We start from the raw sequence: 19,849 nt of genomic DNA, 5'->3' as shown, positions 1-19,849 counted from the left end.
TCTATCTGATGATATAGGATCTGACGCCTATTCTGGAGTAGATGGCCGTGCTGGCTCTGCGATTCCCGGATACCGGCAGGTTAGAGCGCGTAGTTAATGTAGCTATATAGGCAAAGTCAGGGTGAAGCCCCTCATCCGCCAGGTAAGCCGAAGTTCGGCTGCCCGGTACTCTTTCCCTGTTGAGTGAAGTGATCATCTCGGAGGCGCTCTTAATACCCAGCCCGTGCCCGTAGAAGCGGTCATTCGACAGCATAATCGCATTCTCCCCCTGCCACTCCGGCTTATCCGGATCATGATCGGGATTCTTGAAGTAGACTACATCCCCCGGCTGTAATTCCGACGGATTGAAGGTGGTGATCATCTTCAGATTGCTGTCATAGTTCCAGTCCCACAGGTACAGATCGGTGAAGTAGCGGTCGAAGGCATTCTCACCGATCATACTGATGGTCGCTCTATATAGAATCATTACCATCGCCATTGCGCATTCGAAGGCATACAGCTGTCCATTTACAAAAATATCATTGATTGCTGCAGAAGGGCTAACCCCTGCCTTCAATTCAAAACCGCCGCCCGCCGTACGATTCCAATATCTTGGATTGCAGCGGGAGTTCTTGAATGTCGAGAAGTCCGTCCCCCCGGCGTTCATCGCTCTGGCTGCAGCGATAATCTCCCCCCGCATTTTAATCTCGAATGCCGGATTCGCAGGAGCCGTGTATCCATACCCCATCCTGCTTCCCCCCTTCATCTTCTTGTCATGAAATATAGGTTATTGTACGTGTCGGGCCTCATATTGGTGCGTGGGACTTTGCGCCCAGCACAAAATAACCCCACAGAGTGGGGTCTTATCTTCAATAATTATATTAATTCTTGCGCTTCTTGTGTAAGGTTAGGCTAGGCTTCAAAGTAATTTCAAAAGCACGGCCCCAAATATAACCGGGATCATGGTAATGAAGTGCCGCACTGGAATATTCCGCAAATGACCAGGCAGCTCCGCTAATCTGACGGATACTGCAGGCTGGTTCAGGACTCCCGATAAGGAATGCATTTGTCCCGCCAAGGGTGGCCGTATGTGTCTGCATCCGCTCTCTCAGCAGAGCTTGTAAATGAGAATAGTCTTCCGGACTATTAAACAAAAGCATATTTTGATCTGCAATCGCAGCGACATTCACATATAACGAATGGGCTCTTGAATATTCCCGGATTTCACCAATAGCCAGCCTTTTGTAATAGTAATCTTTCAAGAAGCGTTTGAATAAAAGCGACCCGTGAGCGTTAACAGCAGAGCTAAGCGCCGCCGCATCTGTCTCGGTAACCAACAATGCATACCGGGCCTGGCCCATGCCCAGCGCTATCCCGATTTTGTTACCCGGCGTATTCCAGCCGCTATATCCTAATATACTTCCGGTATGCCGGCTGCCCAGCAGACTTTCAGTTACCGCAGCATCCGCTGCACCGCTGCCGACAAAATCAATCACTACAGACAGAACACCATTGGCGTGGTTAGCCGCAAGGCGGTCAACCGCAGCCGGCGTCTGATCCGCAGCGGTAACCGCGATAATCTCCAAGGCAGCTGAACCGCCCACAGACTCAGACGCTGCACCCACAATGTCCACATGACGCAGAATGTTCTGATGTACATCCATATATTCATACGGACTCGTAATGGTAGAGCCATGGGGTCCGAAGTATTGAACGGCACACTCCGTCTTCGCCCCGTTACGATAGAGCTGATTCGCCATACGCGCCAATAACGCCTGTCCCAGTCCGTCTGCATCCGGCAGAATGATTGCACGCTCCGGATTTTGACCATTCATGCCGCCGAGCCAGCCATTAATGCACTCTTCTACAAAGTGAATCTCGTTAATCTGCACCCCTTGAGTATTGGCATCATCCACACCTACCGCAAGAAAATCAATATATCCCTCCTGCGCCAGCTTCTCCAGAATGTAATGGTTCGTTTTGAACTTATGCTGTCTCGTATTGTAATACTGTTCTTTATCGAAAGTAGCCGTGCTGCCATAGGAACCGGTTGGAGACAGATTATATCCTCTGAGAATATCGGCAAACTGCGTAAAGCTTCTTCGCGGCTGAAGCATGAAATTGCGTGATTCTGTATAGGCCGCCAAGTCCAGACCTTCTGCAAAAGACGTTGTAGCCAGCCTCATAATCGTATCCAGCACATACACCGGCTTGTCCGGATAAGACTGCTTCACTAAACGGATCACATCCAGCAGGTTCGTGATCTCAGGATCATAGGCCGGATAAGCTCCCCCCGCGTCCGCCCGGAGACGGCGGCTTCCGATCAGGCCCCCGTAGGCGAGCATATCCGTAGAGATTATAAAGCCGTCTGCAGACGCTGCATGATGAAGAATAAATTTCCGGATGCGGGCGGTGTCTCCATATGCCGGTGAAGATGTCGTTAGTAAGGTGGTCCCCGATGATGTCTTGTGCGAATCCAGACGGTTTCTAAGATCATTTACATGCGGGGTGATTACATGGATTCCTGCCGATTTCCCTTGAGTCATAACATCGTCCAGATTGACGGGTCTGTCATCCAATGGTACGTATAGCACCTTCTTCATTTGTATCAAGCTCCCTCTGAGTAGCAGATAGGCCCGGATGCCTTCACTTATAAGGTAAATTAGGCAGCTAAAATACAACCTGAAAATAAAAAAATATTAAATTTCCCAATATTGGCATCCATCTATTCAACTATGATACAATAAAACAGAACATATGTTCCTATTTATTCATCGATAATCATCATACACGCCCATATATACATATTATTATTTTTATTTCCAGAAAGGGGTAATCCGCTTTGGATAGAGCACAAACGGTATATGAACGCTACCGGAATGAACTCTGCCGGATAGGTTGGAGAGTACAGTATAGGGCTAAAAAGGCCGGACGGCTGGAATCTCCGCTTTTTGACAATATACAGGCTGGAACAACCTTTACTCAAGCTTCCGAGAACAAAATAATGATTGAGCAGCTCACGGAAGGCCTGCCTGCTTTTGAAAAATCCATCTTATATAACCTCTATCTGGAAGGGTACAGCGAAGCGGAGGTCGCCAAGCAATTCAATATGAGCCAACAGGCGGTGAGCAAATGGAAAAAGAAGATCATCCACCAGCTATCTCAGACAACGAAATTACAAGACTGATCCAAGCGGCCAAAAATAAAGAAGCCGCAGCGATGCTGCAGCTCCTTGAATTATTCCAGCCAGATATACAGAAGTTGAGCCAGTATGCCCGGTTACCCGATGAAGAGGCCGCCTCAGAAATTATCGTGGAGTTTCTTGAATTTATATCTGCACATGAAGAGACTACTCCTTGAACCCGGGCGCCTCCTGGAACCAGCCATTCACCTGCGCAGTCTCCTCGGTCAGAATATCGAGATAAATGGATGTACGGTAATCCGGTTCAGCCGGTACATTAATGTGTTGGTATGGATATGCAGAGCTTTGGTCAAGACTTTTACCATTAAGCTGAGGGAGCGGGCTGATCATGCGCTGTTTGGTGGATATGAGGAATGCCGCATGAGTAAAGACGTTTTCGAGTTATAGGATCTTTTTGTGCATATATGCTTGGGAACACTTAAAGCATTATCCAAAGCTTTTGGATAAATTCAGCAGACCATTGCCCTCAATGATATATTCTGCAGACCCTAGGTGAAAAGCTTGATAAGCTAGATCTGTCAGTGAACTTAATGAAACAATCAAGAAGATTAAGGATTAAGCATAGTCGTCATTCAATAAAGAGCCAGCCTGTTCCATGATGTTCGATATCGGACTTCAATGATCAGGCTGCTTTGTATTGCTTGAATCCCTACTCAGAATAGACCGTTGGAGTGATTAATGTTATTATTTTACATAATTAGGCATTTAAAGAGAGGGTTGAAGCTTGATGAACGCCAGATTATTCCGAAATATAGCGGTAATTACATTTTGTGTGGCCGTTCTCCTGTTTATCATCGATACGGTTTTTGTTTTTGATGATTCCTGGTTCAACGGAACTGGTATAATATCCACTTTTGTACTACCTCCTGTGGGGATATTGTCTGGTGTGCTAGCTTACCGGAAAACTGAATCAAGAATTGACGGTTTACTTATATTTGCCAACATATCTGCCCTGTTTATCTATTTCGCCTTCATGTTTATCGGTACTCTATTGCTCGGCCCCTGACTGTAACACAAAGAAGCAAGGATAGGATGATAAGACATCCTGGTCCTTGCTTCTCTAGTTATATGGAGCTATTATGAGCAGGCACCGGCTACTTGAGCAGCGATGAAATAAGCTCTGACTGCGAAGGCAGCCCAGCCGCTCATACCATTCGTGCATTCGAGAACCTTGACATCACAGAAGCAACTGACAGAAAACAGGCGGAATGGATTGGTTTTTTTATATTTTCATAGATAATATGTTCTATTGTTCAATCTATATTTGTGAAAATGGGAAGCAGAGGCAGTTACTCCTTGAACCCGGGCGTCTCCTGGAACCAGCCATTCACCTGCGCGGTCTCCTCGGTCAGAATATCGAGATAAATGGATGTACGGTAATCCGTTTCCTTCAGGCTCCTGCCTGTAATCTCGGCGATCCGGTTCAGCCGGTACATTAATGTATTGGTATGGATATGCAGAAAGGCGGCCGATTCCTTCAGATTCCCGTTCATCGTCAGGTAGACGGCAATGGTCTTGAGGAAATCACTCTTATGCTCGCGGTCATGCTCCTTCAGCGGGTAGAGCAGAGCGCTGCGCCGTGTGCGGCTGCGCTTCTGCTCCAGAATGGCCGGAAGGTAGGCCCAGAAGCCAATCTCTTCATAGAGCAGCAGCTCACGGGCGTGATAAGGCAGCAGCTTCTTAATCTCCAGAATCTGCAGCGCTTCGCGGTAAGCGGCGGCCGCAGAAGTATATTCGCGGTAGCCCGGACTGCAGCCGGCCTTAAGCCTGCAGCCTTCGCTTGCGCCCATATCCCGGATCAGCTTCTGCACGAACGAGGACAGCCGCTCCGTCCCTTCCACCGGGAACACAAACGAGAACAGAATAATCAGCCGGTTCTGCTCGGCAGTCTGGAACAGCAGCCGCTGTCCGGCATAGGCATCCATAATCCGGCGGAAATTCTGCAGGAAATGCTCATCCACCGGCTTATCGCTCTCCAGTACCCCGATATAATAGCTCTCCGGCAGCAGAATGGACCCGGCCTCCGCCTCCTGGCGGATGCGCAGCTCGCTCTCATAATGCGAGGTCAGCAGCTTCCAGAAGAAATCCTCGAATGTCTTCTCCTGCTTCGTCTTCCAGCCCCGCTGCTTCAGCAGATAACGCCCGGCAATGCCTGCGGCTTTTTCGACAATCCGTTCGGCATGGCCTTCGGCGAGATTCCCGCGGTCCACCACCCAGATGTAGCCGAGAATCTCCTGCTGGTGTTTGATGCACATAGCCAAGCGGGGGCCCAGACCTACCTCCATGACTGCAGGAATGCGGATGGGGTGGCTGGTATTCTCCAGATCATGCATGACCCCTTTTTTGCGGAGGCCTATAATCACCGTATTCGGAACTCTTTTGCCGATAATGGTCGAGATACGGGCCGGATCGCTCTCAAACTGATGGGAGCTGTACCCGATCACATGATGGTTGCTGTCCTCAATCGTCACCTGCGACTGAAGCGATTCGCTGATGGTATCCGCGAGGGATTCCATGCTGTCAAAAAAACGGTCAAATGTATGCTCTGATTCTGTCAATGTGCCCACCCCAACCTGAAGAATAACAGAAGCTTTAATCAATTTCTCTGTAGAATTGATTACATTATATTACACCGCTTGGCAGTTGCCTATAGGAACATCCAAGAAACACGGAGGAAACCTAACATGGACATTCAGTCTGCATAAAAATAGCCCGGCGATTGCCCGCCGGACTGTAAGGTGGTACCCCTCTACTCTTGTGTGATCTGTAAGCTCTATATGCTAGATCAGAGTGAACTCTTGTTCTACTGCTTTCTCTACCGTGAAGTACTCTTCCCCAAGAGCTTCTGCCACGGCTTGGCAGGTGATCTTTCCGTTGGCTACGTTGACACCGCTCTTCAGGCCGGCATTGTCTTCGATCGCCTGGAACACGCCTTTATTTGCAATTTGCAGCGCATATGGAACCGTTACGTTGGTTAAAGCAATGGTCGAGGTTTTGGCCACGGCACCCGGCATATTTGCTACCGAGTAGTGCAGAACGCCGTGTTTCTCGAATACAGGATGATCATGTGTGGTGACACGGTCAATCGTTTCAACGATACCGCCCTGGTCAATGGCCACGTCTACAATGACGGAGCCAGGCTTCATGGTTTTGACCATTTCTTCAGTAACCAGCTTAGGAGCTTTAGCCCCCGGAATCAGCACTGCGCCTACCAGCAGGTCTGCTTCAGCAACAGCTTTGGCAATGTTATATGGGTTAGAGATCAGGGTGCTGATCTGAGAACCGAAGATATCATCCAGCTGACGCAGTCTGTCCGCGCTAAGGTCGACAATGGTAACCTCTGCGCCAAGGCCGATCGCCATTTTAGCTGCATTAGTACCTACCACGCCGCCGCCGATTATGCTAACCTTACCGCGGCTTACGCCGGGAACACCGGAGAGCAGAATGCCTTGTCCGCCGTAGTTCTTCTGCAGGAACTGTGCGCCGAGCTGCACGGACATGCGTCCGGCTACTTCGCTCATCGGTGTGAGCAGCGGCAGTGTACGTCTATCCACTACAGTTTCATAGCCGATGGCGAATACGCCTTTGTCTTTCAGGGCAGCTGCAAGGGCAGGCTCTGGAGCAAGGTGCAGGTAAGTGAAGAGAATGAGACCCGGACGGAAGTAACCATATTCGCTTTCGAGCGGCTCTTTAACTTTCATAACCATTTCAGCGGCAGCCCAGACCGCTGCGGCTTCTGCAATCAGTTCTGCTCCGGCTGTGGCATATTCCTCATTCAGGAATCCGCTGCCCGCGCCGGCTCCGGCTTCAACCAGTACTTTATGTCCATCGGCTACCAGACTTACCACTCCAGCAGGGGTAATCGCTACACGGTTTTCATTATTCTTAATTTCTTTAGGTACACCAATAATCATTGTTATTCGCTCCCGTCTTGTGTGGATCTCTTATGTAAAGAATCATAACATACGATTTCCTGCGGCATTTTGGGTAAAAAGAAAAACATTATCTGCCATGATTGTGTTTTTACACAATGGGATGATATAACCGTGAGATAGAACGTTTCCTTGCACAAGAGCAGCATCCAGCCGGTGAAATGTAAAGTTATGTTCCATATTCTCAGGTTTTTTGTTACTTCTGAGGCTTTTTGCGATCTGCTATTCTTGATTTGCAAGCCTATACAGTTATACAGGGAGGTTGTCGCTTTTGAAAAAAACACGCTGGATCGCCGGAATTACATCACTCGTTCTTATAATGGGCCTGGCTACAGGCTGCGGTAACAGCAGCAATTCATCAGCAGCCAATAATGAAAGCCCTACCAAAGGCAATGGGGCAACATCTGCAAGCCCGGTAACGCTCAAAATGTGGGGCGGCGTTCCGCCGGAATCCGGACCGCAGGAGGTCATTGATAACTGGAACAAGGAGCATCCCGAAATTCAGGTGGAATATGTACGCTTTATTAATGACGACGACGGGAACCTCAAGCTGGATACGGCCATGATCACCGGGCAGGATGTGGATTTATTCGTGAACTATACGATCTCCCATGCCTCCAAGCGGGTAGAATCGGGTCTGGCGCTGGATCTAAGTACCTTTACCGATTACAATATCGACGAGAAAATGGGCCTTGACGCCGAGAGCTGGAAGATTGACGGCAAGTATTACGGCGTTCCCACTACCAAAAGCCCGTTCTTCATCGCTTTGAACAAAGAGGCTCTTGACGCGGCGAACCTGCCGGTTCCGAAGGAATGGACCTGGAATGAGCTGCGTGAATATGCGAAGAAGCTGAAGACCGGCGACCAGTACGGATTCATTCAGAATATGGAGCCGTTCGTAGACCCTATCGACTCCGTGCTCTCCCAGGAGGGCTACACTAAGGCCGACGGCACCTCCAATCTGGATCATCCGCTCGTCAAGCAATGGCTGGAAACCCTGAACGGAATGATGAAGGACGATAAGACCACACCGCCGCTTGGCGAGCAGTTGACGTCCAAAATGCCGGTCGAGCAGGTGTTCCTCAGCGGAGAGGTACCGATGCTCAATATCGGGGCGTGGCTGCTGCGCAGCTCGAATAACTTCACGGATTTCCCGCGTGATTTCACCATTGCCTTCGCGCCGGTACCCCGGCTTGCCGAAGCTGCGGATGATTATGTGTCCCGCGGGGGATTAGGTGATTATATCTCCATTAATGCCAAGTCCAAGAAGCAGGAAGCGGCCTGGGAATTCCTGAAATGGTATTCCGATGGCGGCATGTCACCGATGGCAGCAGGCGGAAGATTGCCGGCTTCGAAGGATGCCAATCAGGATGATGCGGTGAAAAGTCTCATTGGCGACAAAAGCGATTCCTACGATCTGGATTCCCTGATGTATGTCATGTTTGACAATCAGACTCCGACCTATGTACGCAGTCTGCCTCAGGAGGTTATGGATCTGCGCTCACAGGAATACGAGAAATACTTCCTCGATTCGCAGTCACTGGATCAGACGGTGCAGGCCATGGTAACCCGGCATAACGAATATTTGAAGCAGAACAAGTAGCGGCAGAAATTACAATTGTGAAAGCACATGTACAACCAGGGAGGATTGCCAGAGGATCAATGGCGCCTCCTTTTCTTTTTGTCAAGCAACAGTAATAGAACAAAACTATGTATTTATAGCAGGCAATCCGTGCCCGCTGGAACAAAACCATGCAATTTAAGGTATTGGCTGTGCTGCTTTTTTATTATGCTATAATCTAAACCATAGAGACCCTTATCCTCCCGGACCGGGCAGGTGCAATCGTGTTTGGAGGTGCAGCCGTGTGTCAAAGCTCATGCGAATTCTGATTCCCCAGAAATTGAAATACCGCCTGTTTACCGCCTTTGTATGTCTGATTCTGCTGCCCTTCGGCGCATTGAATATGTATAATTACCAGCGCATTGAGACACTGGTCCAGAAGAAAATCAGCCAGCAAAGCCACTACCAGCTGGAGCAGATGTACCGCACGCTGGAGGACCAGATCAGCATTGCCTTCAAGACGCTGCTGTTCCTGAAGCAGGATGACACCGTCAAGTCCGTGCTGCTCCATCCCGGACAGCGTAATGAGCTGGAGAATAAACGGCTGATGGAGAATATTTTCAAGAACCTGAACAACAGCTTCTTCCTGTACAATCCTTCGGTCTATTTCATGATTCTGGACTTAACTGAAAGCGCATACACCTCTTATCCGCCCAAGGATTCGCTGATCTACTCGGATCTAAAGGCCAATCCCGGGTTTGACCGGGGCCAGATGAATACCGGCTCTTATCACTGGGTGCCCAATGATACCAACTACGTGCTGCGCGATGTCTCCACCAGCGCCTACCTTCTATCCTTGTACGCATACCTGGAGGATGCCCGGAACAAGCCTTACGGAATGGCCCGGATCAGCATCGATTATACGTACTGGCTGCGCTCCATTCATAAGCAGTCGGATCTGGAGCAGCAGTATTTCCTGATTACCCGCTCGGGAGAAGATATCTCCCAGTCCGTTCCGGGCAGTCTTTTATCTGCGAAGGTGAAGGCAGGGTTCGCCGGGCAGCCCGGACAGCAGTATTTTATCGACAAGGATTCGAATTCGCTGATTAATTACATTTATGTGGAATCGCTGGACTGGTATATCGTCAACCGGATTCCGCTGTCTGTGCTGTTCGTGGAGATCGAAGGGCTGAAGCAGCAGTACTTTATTACGTTCTTTGTCCTGACGAGCATCTTCCTGATGATGACCTTCGTGATTGCTACGACCATCACACGCCCGTTGTCCCATTTGCAGAACAAGATGAAGGCGGCCGTGCAGAAGAGCCTCAAGATCCGCCTGCCGGAGCATAAATTCAGCGGGGAGATCCTGGATCTGACCCGGACCTTCAATACCATGCTTGACGATACTCACCTGCTGATCCAGAAGCTGAAGGCCGAGGAGCGCCAGAAAGAGGCTGTACATTTTCAAATGCTGCTGGCCCAGACGAATCCCCACTTCCTGCTGAACACGCTGAATACAATTAAATGGATTGCCATCCGTGAGCACAATGAGGATATTACAAACATGACCCTGTCGCTCGGCAAGCTGCTGGAGGCCAGTCTAAATACCGATAAGGACCTGATCCACCTGAAGGATGAGATAGAGCTTGTAGAGGCCTATGTCCATATCCAGCAGGTCCGCTACGCCCACAAATTCGAATTAACCTGCCGCTACGACGAGGATGTTCTGTATGCGCTGGTTCCCAAGCTCAGCCTCCAGCCGCTGGTCGAGAACGCCATTATTCACGGGATCAGCAGACTGCCCGGCAACGGCCTGATTGAGCTGATCGTGCACCGCGAAGAGAACCGGCTGATTGTAGAGATCAGGGACAACGGCGTAGGCATGGAGCAGGCAGGTTTGAACAAGGTCCCGCGCAAGCGTCCGGGTATCGGGCTGAGCAATATTCAGGAGCGCCTGCGGCTGCTCTATCGCGAAGAGGGGACTTTGGAGGTTCTCTCCACCGGTGAAGGTGTCACCGTCCGCTTCACTATACCGCTTCTATTGTCTGCACCTTACGGCAACGAACATCCGGCTTAAGCGCATTTATACGGGAGGGAATCACATATGTGGAAAGTACTGCTGGTCGAGGATGAGGTTTTTGTACGGGAGAGCGTCCGCGAGATTATTGCCTGGGAAGAGCTCGGGTTCACTGTCAGCGGAGAAGCGGGCAATGGTGCAGAAGCGCTGGAGATGATCCGGCAGGATGCTCCCGATCTGGTGATTTCGGATATTGTCATGCCGGAGATGGATGGCGTCGAGCTGCTGCGCAGAACCCGTGAAGAGGGCTACGATTCCCGCTTCGTCATGCTTACCTGTATGAGCGATTTCGAGAATGTACGTCAGGCGATGGAATACGGGGCCTCCAACTATATCCTGAAGCTGTCCATGAGTGTGAATTCACTGCGCGACACACTGCGCAAGATCAATAATGAACTGGTGAAGAGCCAGGAGAACCGCAAGGCAAACGCGGGCCCGCCCGGTTCTGCTGTTCCCCTGCCGCTGCCTCATGAGGAGATCACCAGCCATCCCGAGATCCAGAAGATCCTCCAGTATCTGCACGCCCATTATGATGAGGATATTACCGTCAAGTCGATGTCCCAGTATGTCATGATGGCCGAGAATTATGTCAGCACCCTGTTCAAAAAGAAAACCGGCCAGACCCTGATCCATTATCTGCATCAGATAAGGGTGGACCAGGCCATCCGGCTCCTGATCCACTCCGATCTGCCGGTATACGAGATTGGCAACCGGGTCGGCTTCGTCAACGATAACTATTTCATCAAAATTTTCAAACGCCTCACTGCGCAGACGCCGAGCCAGTACCGGCATACTCAGCGGCATAATACAGAATCTGTAAGCATATAGCCTGGCTTCAATAAACGCTTAGCTCTACTAAACAGCGGCCTTCCTTCCGGGAATGCCGCTGTTTGCTGTGAACCGGGATAGAACAAAACTACGATCGGGCCGCCCGCCGATACGGGGCAAATGTATATTTCTGTAGCATGAAGTCGTTGGTTTTGTTCCTTAACCCCTCTTAGATCGCTTGTTATGCTTGTAGTGTAATCAAAGTAATCAAAAGACCTAAAGGAGTGGGGCTATGTGAAGGCATCCTGGATGAAGCGGCAGCAGTACCTGGGCTATCTGTTTATCGGGCCAAATATGATTGGCGTGATTTTATTTTTCATCATACCTGCCGTCTATTCTTTCTATCTCATGTTTACAGACTATAAGTTTATGAGTCCCCATACCAAGTTTATTGGGCTGGCCAACATCCGGCGGATGCTTGGGGATGAGGTATTCTATATCGCTATCAAGAACACACTGCTGTTCCTGGTCTCTGTCCCGGTCTCGATCGGGCTGGCGTTCATCGTTGCCGTTGTGCTGAACCGGTCCGTGTATTTGAAAAAGCTGCTCCGCGCCCTGTACTTCATGCCTTATATTACAAGCGGCGTCGCTGTAGCCTTTGTCTGGATGCTGCTGTTCCATCCGAACAACGGGCCGATTAACGGTATTCTCCGCTCGGTCGGCATCGCGAATCCGCCCGGCTGGCTGTCCACCATGGAGACCTCCATGTATGCGATCGACATCATCTGGATCTGGTTCATGCTCGGCTATAACATGATTATCTATCTGGCCGCCCTGCAGGAAGTGTCAGGGGAGCTGCTGGAAGCCGCCAAAATCGACGGCGCCCGCACCTGGCAGACGGTCCGCAGTATCCTGTGGCCGCTGGTTAGTCCGACCACCTTCCTGCTGCTGATTACCGGACTGATTATGTCGATCAAGCAGTTCGGGATCATTCAGGCGATCACGCAGGGCGGACCGGGGAACAGCACCACCGTGTTATCTTTGTTCATCTATCAGAATGCCTTCCGCTATTACGAAATGGGCTATGCTTCAGCGGTCTCCTGGGCCCTGTTCCTGATCATTCTGATTTTCACCGTGATTCAATGGCTGGGCCAGAAACGCTGGGTTCACTACTAAGGAGCTGAGAACATGAATAAAGCCGTAGTTACCAAAAGCATTGCCACACTCATCATGCTGTTCTTCAGCATCGTCATGATTGTACCCTTCATCTGGATGATCAGCACTTCATTCAAGACACCTGCCGAGGTCTTTCAATATCCGGTCCAGTGGATTCCCAGCCATTTCAACTGGAGCCATCATGTTAAGGTCTGGACCGGTCAGGGCAGCTTCGTGCCTTACTATCTGAATTCCCTTAAGGTGGCTATTCTGAGCACTATAGGTGCCGTATCCCTGTCCGCCTTAGCCGCTTATGGGTTTGCCAGAATTGAGTTCAAAGGGCGGAACACCATGTTCATGGTTTATCTGTCCATGATGATGGTTCCCCCGCAGGTGCTGTTCGTGCCCAAATTCATCATGTTCGACTGGGCCGGCATCTACAACACCCACTGGGCGCTGATCCTGCCCGGAATGTTCACCATCTTCGGCGTATTCATGATGCGGCAGTTCTTCCTCTCCGTGCCTCATGAAATTTCAGAGGCCGCCTTCATCGACGGCGCAGGCCACTTCCGTATCTTCTCGCGCATTATCCTGCCGATGGCTAAGCCGTCGCTGGCCACGCTGGCCATCATCGACTTCTCCTGGCACTGGAATGACTATGAGAATGCGCTCGTCTTCCTGATTGACCATGATCTGTTCACCGTCCCGCTCGGGCTGCAGAATTTCATCCTGGAGAACAATGTCGACTACAACGGCATGATGGCCGCTGCAACAGCCGGAATCATTCCCATGATCCTCGTCTTCCTGCTCGGCCAGAAATACATTATTGAAGGTGTGGCCAGCTCAGCGGTCAAGGGCTGACCCCGCCTATAAATAAAGGAGCTATGCCACAGATCGTACGGTGGCCTAGCTCCTTTTAAGTTTTTCTTCAGTTACGACAACCCTGCTTTGGTCAAGCCATATGCCGCATCAGATGAACCCGGTACGGTGGTAAAGCCTACGTTCACCCGGTTCCAGGCGTTGATCGCCATGATGGAGAAGGACAGATCGGAGATTTCCTGCTCGGACAGCTGTCCACGGACACGGTCATACAGCTCATCAGGCACGCCGTGCTCCGGCAGCTTGGTCAGTACCTCCGTCCAGGCGAGTGCAGCCCGTTCACGCGGAGAGAACAGTGTTGATTCCCGCCAGATAGAGATGTGATAGAGACGCAGTTCACTCTCGCCGTTAATCTTGGCCTGCTTCACATGCATGTCCAGGCAGAAGCCGCAGCCGTTCATCTGTGAAGCCCGGATGGACACCAGATCTTCAATTTTCTCCTCAATAGAGCTGTTCTTCAAGGCCATGCTGAAATCGAGAAACTTCTTGAAAAGCTCCGGGGACTGCTGCATATAATTCACACGTTGTGCCATAACTATACTCCTCCTATTGGGCTGGTTGTTGTAGTTAAGGTCCGGTCCAGACATTGTCTTCCGCCTGGCGTTTTCCGGCCTTGTTCCGCCCTTCGGACATATAACGAGACAGCTATTCGTTCTGTGACAATGCAGCAGCAGATTTTTTGTCCGGTCCAGTTTTCAGACGTACCTGCCATGAATAATAGGCACCTTCACGCATCCCCGCTCTCTCCTGTCACACATCTCCTCTTTATTTTGTCTACATTATAGCGGAGTTAGATTGACTATATATAAGGATTGGAAGTGGCGTTATGCAGGAGCTGTATGCCCAGTATAAGAACCTATTGTTTAAACTTGCCTACCAGTTAACCGGATCAGCCGCCGATGCCGAGGATGCGGTTCAGGACGTATTCCTGAAGGTGTATGATGTGCCGCCGGAGCGGCTGGCCGAACCGAAAGCCTATCTGTGTAAAATGGTCACGAACCGCTGCCGGGATCTGCACAAATCTGCGCGCAGACAGCGGGAGGAATATTTCGGCGAATGGCTGCCCGAGCCTCTTGCCGGTACAGACGGGGATTCCATGGACTCCGTAGTTCAGGATGATCTCTTATCCTATGCCATGCTTGTCCTGCTGGAGCGGCTGACCCCTGCCGAGCGGGCCGTATTTGTACTTCGTGAAGCGCTGGGCTTTGAATATCAGGAGATTGCCGGACTGGTCGACAAAAGTGAACCGAACTGCCGCAAGCTCTTCAGCCGGGCCAGTGCCAAGATGGGCCTTATCCCCGGGGAGCCTGTCCAGCCGGAGGCGGCTACAGAGGAATGGGTGCACGGGTTCCTGGCCGCCCTGAAGCAGGGCAACATGAACCGGATTCTGACGATGCTTGATCCGGCAGTCGAACTGATCTCCGACGGCGGAGGCAAAGTACGCGCTGCTGCCGAACCGGTAGTCACCCGCGAGCTTGTAGCCCGCTTCCTGCTGGGACCCTTGCGCGGGGCAGCTACAATTAACGGCGAGGTGACTATTGAAACAGGCCGGATTAACGGACAGCCCGGCCTGATCCTCCGCTCGGACGAAGGTGTTCATACGATAGGACTTCTGCATACCCGGGACAATCTGATCCGGAATTTATATATTGTCCGCAATCCGGACAAGCTGCAGTATGCCGGGAGTTAGGGCGGGTAACGGGTTTCCGGAAGTGTTGTTCATGTCACGGACTGTACGGTGCCTTCACAGCCACCCAGCCGTCAATCCTATGCGGTCTCTCATTACATCCCTCCGGTGTGGTAATCGGCTCTATGACCGGAACCGCCATCCCGCATAGACGGGATTTGTCAGGACCGCTCATACCAGTACCCCGGAATGTCCCGCTCCAGCCGCATTAGCGCCTCCAGATAATAATAATCGCCCCAGATCGTGTAATCATCCGGCGAATCTCCGGCCCTGACTGAATACGAGCCATGCTTCAGCAGGCCTTCCGCTTCCCCGCTGCCATGGGTGGAATAGTGCTCCGCCAGTGCTCTCACTGCTGCCTCCGCCGCTTCCCGGAAGAAGCGGTATTCCGGGTCTGCTTCGCCCAGCTGAGCGGCAATCTCCAGCAGTCCGCAGGCGGCAATCGCCGATGCCGAGCTGTCCCGCTTCGTGTCCGGTCCCACAGGAGCATCGAAATCCCAATACGCCACCCCATCCTCCGGCAGCTGTGACACGAAATAACGGCCCAGCTGCTTCGCCGTTTCCAGCATTTCCGCGCTCTGCAGATAACGGCTGATTAAGGCGAAGCCGTAGATGCCCCACGCCTGCCCGCGCGTCCAGGTCGAGCCGTCACCATAGCCCTGATGCGTTCCACCGCGGATCGCGTCTCCGGTAGCCGGGTCGAAGTAGAAGGTGTGATAGCTTGAGCCATCGCCGCGCACCAGGAAGCGGCGGGCTTTGCGGGCATGCAGCTCAGCCACCCGCCGGTAAGAGGCCACGCCTGTATGCTCATGCGCCCAGAGCAGCAGCGGCAGATTGAGCAGACAATCGATAATAATCCGGCCGCCATTAACGGAATCGCCCTCCGGCCCCCAGGCCTGAATTAAGCCGGCCGCTTCGCGCCAGCGCTTCATCAGCATATCCGCCGCCTCCAGCGTCAGCTGCGCCGCCCCGGTATCCTGCTCAATGATCCACTGGGCTTTGGAGGACAGGGAATAGAGGAAGCCTATATCATGATGATCAAAAATGATCTTATGGTCCATGCGGTGCCGGAAGCTACGGACGGTTCTTAGCGCCTGTTCGCGGTAGACCGGGTCCTCACTGTATTCAGAGCACAGCCAGAGAATGCCGGACCAGAAGCCCGCTGTCCACTCCGTATTGTCATTCAGCGTGTAATGCTCTCCATCGGTACTCACATGGGGGAACCGGTCCCCGAATCTCAGGATATTCCGTTTGGTTACGCCAAGTGCGTCTTCAATCGCTTTTTGCCACATATCAGACATTGCTCCTCTTCATAGATTGCCCTGCTGGATCAGCCGGCTGTTCTGCTTGTACTGGCCGGGAGTGATCCCTTCGTATTTCTTGAATACACGGATGAAGGAATTGCTGTTCAGGAAGCCGACCAGCTCGGATACCTCCTGCACGGTCAATTCATCCTGCTGCAGGATTTTCTTGGCTTCTTCTATCCGGTACTGGTTGATATAGTCTATAACATTGGTGCCGGTCTGCTCCTTGAAATACTTGGAGACATACGTAGGATGGAACCGGAACCGTTCGGATATATGGGTCAGCCCCAAATTAACATCAGCGTAATTCTCATGAATGAATTCCAGGAGCTGATCCTTCAGCTCGGTATTATGGGAACGCTTGCGTTCATGCACCATTTGGCAGACCGTCTCCAGAATATGCAGCAGTCCGGCCTCAATCTCCTCAAAGGTCTCACAGGCAAACAGCTGGCGGACCAGTTCATTGCGCCCGGCCGGCTCCTTCAGGTCATCGGTTTTGAGCTGCTCCGTTGCCTTCAGCATGGTGCCGATCAGTTCGAACATCAGGCAGCGGGCCAGCTCTACAGACAAGGGCTCCCCGGCAAAATTGGTCATCAGAATTTCGTTCATGACCTCAGTAGAGCGGGCATAATTACCTGTAGCGATATAATTGACAAGCTGACGCTCCAGATCAAGCGGATAATAGAGCTCCTCCTTGGGCTGCCGGATCCTGTGCTGGTCAATAATCTGGCCGATGCCAAGAATCAGCCGGTACTCCAGCGCCTCCTCTGACTCCTGGAAGCAGGCCGAAATCTCAGCAATGGACTTGTGGACGCTGCTGACTCCAACCGAGAAATAGATGAGGAAGCGTGAATGGATGAAATGCTGCGCCTCCCCGGCGGCATGGATCAGCTGCGGAACGGCCTCACCTGCATCCCCCCGGATATTGACCAGGAAGGCGATTCGCCCGTCCATTTCAGCGGAATAGACGGGACCGGCCGCGCCCATCAGCTCCTCCAGCACATTGGACAGAATCAGGTGGACGAACTGGCGCTTCTCCTCTTTGTCCTCAGGTGCCCGGGTACGGAAAAGCCCTTCATAATTCTCGATGTGCACCAGCAATACGGCAAAGGAGTCGCTTTCAAAACAGATGCCAAGGCGGTCCAGCTCCGCAGCAAACCCTGCTCCCGGCTGCACCCGCCCTTTCAGCAGCCTTGCCAGGAAGCTGCTGCGCACCGTCATTTGCTGCTCCTTCAGCCTGCTGGCGAACTGATCCTGCTCTTCCCAGGCCCGGGTCAACACCGTTTGCAGAATACCGAATTCATCATCCGGCTGCTCCAGCTTCCCTTTGACTTTATCGGAAATAATACTCATAATCCGGCCTAGCGGGCGGTAATTGCGCCGGGTGAACCACCAGGCAGCCACACCGCCCAGCAGCAGGACAGCCGCCACGCCGGTGAATGTGATGTTTCGGATCACCATCAGCTTCTTGGCATAAATGCGCGTGGGAACGATGGAGACATATTGCCAGTCCTGCACGTTAGAGGAGATCTGGGAGACCGTCACCGATTCCCCGTTCCAGTCTGCCGTTCCCGTCCGTCTTCCGCTATTCTTATTCTGCAGCAAATAGCTGTGTATCGTGTAAGGGGTTTCAACTGTCCCGGTAGAGAATAACGTACGCCCGTCCCGGTCGAGTATGAACACGATGCTCTCTTGTTCCAGACGCACATTGTTGATCGCCTGCTGAAACCGTTCCGGGTCCAGGGTAACCACAAAGGTGGCCGGACTGTTACCTGACAGCTGGATCGGAAAAGGCTGCAGGTAGACCAGCGTCTCCTCAATGCGGCGGTCCTCGCTGAAGACCTTCATTTTGCGGAATAGGCTCTCGTCCGAATCCTGCATCAGCCGGGTCCACTCCTGCTCGCTCACCCCGGTTCCCTCATAATAAATCTCATACAACAGGTTCTTGGAGACAAGCGATGAGGAGGACAGTGCCACATCTGCAGATTTCACATAGATGTACAATTCACGAATCAATCCATTCCCGATCCGGATCGATTTGAGGTTCTTAATCAGCTCCAGTCCCATCAGCCGCCACCTGGCATCCTGTTCGGACGCGTGATTAATGAAGCTGCTCAGCTGGGAATCGGCCATCAGCTGGCTGCTGATGCTGCTGATATCTCCAATCTGGCTGTCGATCGTCTCCTGTACCTGGGACAGCAGGACCCTGTTGGAGCGGCTGACCTCCTCCTCCAGCAGACTGCGGGACTCCGCAAATACGGCCGCACCGATGGTGACCGGAATGAGCAGGATGACCAGATAAGAGAGGCTCCAGGACAGCAGGATGCTTTTCTTCTTCATGGCTCTCCTCCTCTTGTTCATGATGATGGTGTAATCCGGATAGGGCCCCGGGTTATTCCTTGATCGCGCCAATCATGACGCCTTTCACAAAATACTTCTGTAAAAATGGATAGATAAAGAGAATCGGCAGCGTAGCCACCATTACCGTTGCGTATTTCACACTTTCTCCGATCGCTTCCTTATCCCCCATCGCCGCTGCGGTAGTCATTGAATCCGTGCTGTTCTGGATTAGAATTTCCCGCAATATCAGCTGAAGTGGGTACAGATTACGGTCGCGGATATACAGAATAGCGCTGAACCAGGAGTTCCAGTGGGACACTCCGTAGAATAGAATCATAACTGCAATTACCGGCATGGATAAGGGTACCACAATCCGCCAGAGAATTCGTACCTCTCCCGCACCATCAATTCTCGCTGATTCCAGCAGACTCTCGGAAATCTCCTGGAAGGCCGTACGCATAATGATCAGATTATAGCTGCTGACCAGTCCCGGTACAATCAGCGCCATCAGGTTGTTCCCCATGTGCAGCGTATTGTTAATCAGCAGATAGGTGGGAATAATCCCGCCGTTGAAGAACATGGTGAACACAATGGCCAGCATGATCGGATTGCGGAGCATGAAGCTTTTGCGGGACAGGGTATATGCACCCAGAATGGTGAACAGCAGATTGAGCGCCGTACCCAGCACCACGATCACAACCGTATTCCTGTAGCCGGAGAGAATGCTCGGATTGCTCAGCACCAGCTTGTAGCTGTCCAGATTGAACCCGTCCGGAAGAAGCAGCAGCCCGCTATGGGCCATCAGCCGGTTAGAGTCGCTTAACGATGCATTCAGCACATGCCACAGCGGATACAGGGTGATAATGATGAGAAGGAGCATGATCAGCGTATTGGCACTGTCAAACAGCCGTTCTCCTATGGTTCTTTTGATTTTCATGGGAATCCCTCACTTTGTCTTCCTGGTG

Annotated in this window: 17 protein-coding genes; 8 read left to right on the top strand and 9 right to left on the bottom strand. The window is 51.7% G+C overall.

Going from position 1 to position 19,849, the window contains the following annotated elements; all coding sequences use genetic code 11:
• Position 1: 1 nt before the first annotated feature.
• A complete protein-coding gene (locus tag P40081_RS01520) occupies positions 2–727 on the bottom strand; it encodes a hypothetical protein (RefSeq protein WP_052421627.1) in 726 nt (241 codons plus the stop codon).
• 133 nt (positions 728–860) lie between these two features.
• Complete coding sequence (locus P40081_RS01515) at positions 861–2,582, bottom strand: DUF4127 family protein (RefSeq protein ID WP_042132840.1); 1,722 nt, start codon at positions 2,580–2,582, stop codon at positions 861–863.
• 239 nt (positions 2,583–2,821) lie between these two features.
• Between P40081_RS01515 and P40081_RS01510 the strand changes: the two genes are divergently transcribed.
• Both P40081_RS01510 and P40081_RS38125 read left to right on the top strand, forming a co-directional pair.
• The gene (locus P40081_RS01510; RefSeq protein WP_042132839.1) at positions 2,822–3,166 is read left to right on the top strand and encodes a sigma-70 family RNA polymerase sigma factor; all 345 of its coding nucleotides are present in this window, start codon (positions 2,822–2,824) and stop codon (positions 3,164–3,166) included.
• Positions 3,112–3,339, top strand: coding sequence for a helix-turn-helix domain-containing protein (locus P40081_RS38125; RefSeq protein WP_144026044.1), 228 nt, complete (start codon positions 3,112–3,114; stop codon positions 3,337–3,339). Before P40081_RS01510 ends, P40081_RS38125 begins: the two co-directional genes overlap by 55 nt.
• Before the next feature lie 48 nt (positions 3,340–3,387).
• Here the strand turns inward: P40081_RS38125 and P40081_RS39975 are convergent, their stop codons facing one another.
• The 3 genes from P40081_RS39975 to ald all read right to left on the bottom strand — a co-directional run bounded on the left by P40081_RS39975 (position 3,388) and on the right by ald (position 7,095).
• A complete protein-coding gene (locus tag P40081_RS39975) occupies positions 3,388–3,486 on the bottom strand; it encodes a helix-turn-helix domain-containing protein (RefSeq protein WP_076243468.1) in 99 nt (32 codons plus the stop codon).
• 984 nt (positions 3,487–4,470) lie between these two features.
• Positions 4,471–5,739, bottom strand: a complete 1,269-nt coding sequence (locus P40081_RS01495) for a PucR family transcriptional regulator (protein ID WP_052421626.1) — start codon at positions 5,737–5,739, stop codon at positions 4,471–4,473.
• Between the two features lie 222 nt (positions 5,740–5,961).
• Complete coding sequence (ald, locus tag P40081_RS01490; protein WP_042132837.1) at positions 5,962–7,095, bottom strand: alanine dehydrogenase; 1,134 nt, start codon at positions 7,093–7,095, stop codon at positions 5,962–5,964.
• 289 nt (positions 7,096–7,384) lie between these two features.
• Here ald and P40081_RS01485 point away from each other — a divergent pair, with 289 nt between their 5' ends.
• From P40081_RS01485 to P40081_RS01465, 5 genes are all read left to right on the top strand, one after another.
• Positions 7,385–8,716, top strand: a complete 1,332-nt coding sequence (locus P40081_RS01485) for an ABC transporter substrate-binding protein (protein ID WP_231575264.1) — start codon at positions 7,385–7,387, stop codon at positions 8,714–8,716.
• Positions 8,717–8,978: 262 nt separating this feature from the next.
• Positions 8,979–10,751, top strand: coding sequence for a sensor histidine kinase (locus tag P40081_RS01480; RefSeq protein WP_156118504.1), 1,773 nt, complete (start codon positions 8,979–8,981; stop codon positions 10,749–10,751).
• Between the two features lie 27 nt (positions 10,752–10,778).
• Positions 10,779–11,579, top strand: coding sequence for a response regulator (locus tag P40081_RS01475; RefSeq protein WP_042132836.1), 801 nt, complete (start codon positions 10,779–10,781; stop codon positions 11,577–11,579).
• Between the two features lie 234 nt (positions 11,580–11,813).
• Positions 11,814–12,695: a carbohydrate ABC transporter permease gene (locus tag P40081_RS01470; protein ID WP_042132835.1), complete on the top strand. Its 882-nt coding sequence runs from the start codon at positions 11,814–11,816 to the stop codon at positions 12,693–12,695.
• A 12-nt stretch (positions 12,696–12,707) separates the two neighbouring features.
• Complete coding sequence (locus tag P40081_RS01465) at positions 12,708–13,535, top strand: carbohydrate ABC transporter permease (protein WP_042132834.1); 828 nt, start codon at positions 12,708–12,710, stop codon at positions 13,533–13,535.
• 71 nt (positions 13,536–13,606) lie between these two features.
• Here the strand turns inward: P40081_RS01465 and P40081_RS01460 are convergent, their stop codons facing one another.
• On the bottom strand, positions 13,607–14,086 hold the full coding sequence (locus tag P40081_RS01460; protein WP_042132833.1) for a carboxymuconolactone decarboxylase family protein: 480 nt from the start codon (positions 14,084–14,086) through the stop codon (positions 13,607–13,609).
• 293 nt (positions 14,087–14,379) lie between these two features.
• On the opposite strand from P40081_RS01460, the gene sigJ reads away from it, so the two are divergent.
• Positions 14,380–15,243, top strand: a complete 864-nt coding sequence (sigJ, locus tag P40081_RS01455; protein WP_042132832.1) for an RNA polymerase sigma factor SigJ — start codon at positions 14,380–14,382, stop codon at positions 15,241–15,243.
• Between the two features lie 158 nt (positions 15,244–15,401).
• Here the strand turns inward: sigJ and P40081_RS01450 are convergent, their stop codons facing one another.
• From P40081_RS01450 to P40081_RS01440, 3 genes are read right to left on the bottom strand one after another with little or no spacing between them, the layout of a single operon-like run.
• The gene (locus P40081_RS01450) at positions 15,402–16,532 is read right to left on the bottom strand and encodes a glycoside hydrolase family 88 protein (protein ID WP_042132831.1); all 1,131 of its coding nucleotides are present in this window, start codon (positions 16,530–16,532) and stop codon (positions 15,402–15,404) included.
• An 18-nt stretch (positions 16,533–16,550) separates the two neighbouring features.
• The gene (locus P40081_RS01445; protein WP_042132830.1) at positions 16,551–18,884 is read right to left on the bottom strand and encodes a helix-turn-helix domain-containing protein; all 2,334 of its coding nucleotides are present in this window, start codon (positions 18,882–18,884) and stop codon (positions 16,551–16,553) included.
• A 52-nt stretch (positions 18,885–18,936) separates the two neighbouring features.
• Entirely contained in the window at positions 18,937–19,821 is an 885-nt protein-coding gene (locus P40081_RS01440) for a carbohydrate ABC transporter permease (protein WP_042132829.1), read from the bottom strand.
• Positions 19,822–19,849: the final 28 nt, after the last annotated feature.

It is taken from the genome of Paenibacillus sp. FSL P4-0081 (genome assembly GCF_000758565.1).
Classification (GTDB): Bacteria; Bacillota; Bacilli; order Paenibacillales; family Paenibacillaceae; genus Paenibacillus_AQ; species Paenibacillus_AQ phytohabitans.
Note: the sequence above shows the minus strand (reverse complement) of the source record. Positions and strands in the feature narration are given on the sequence as shown.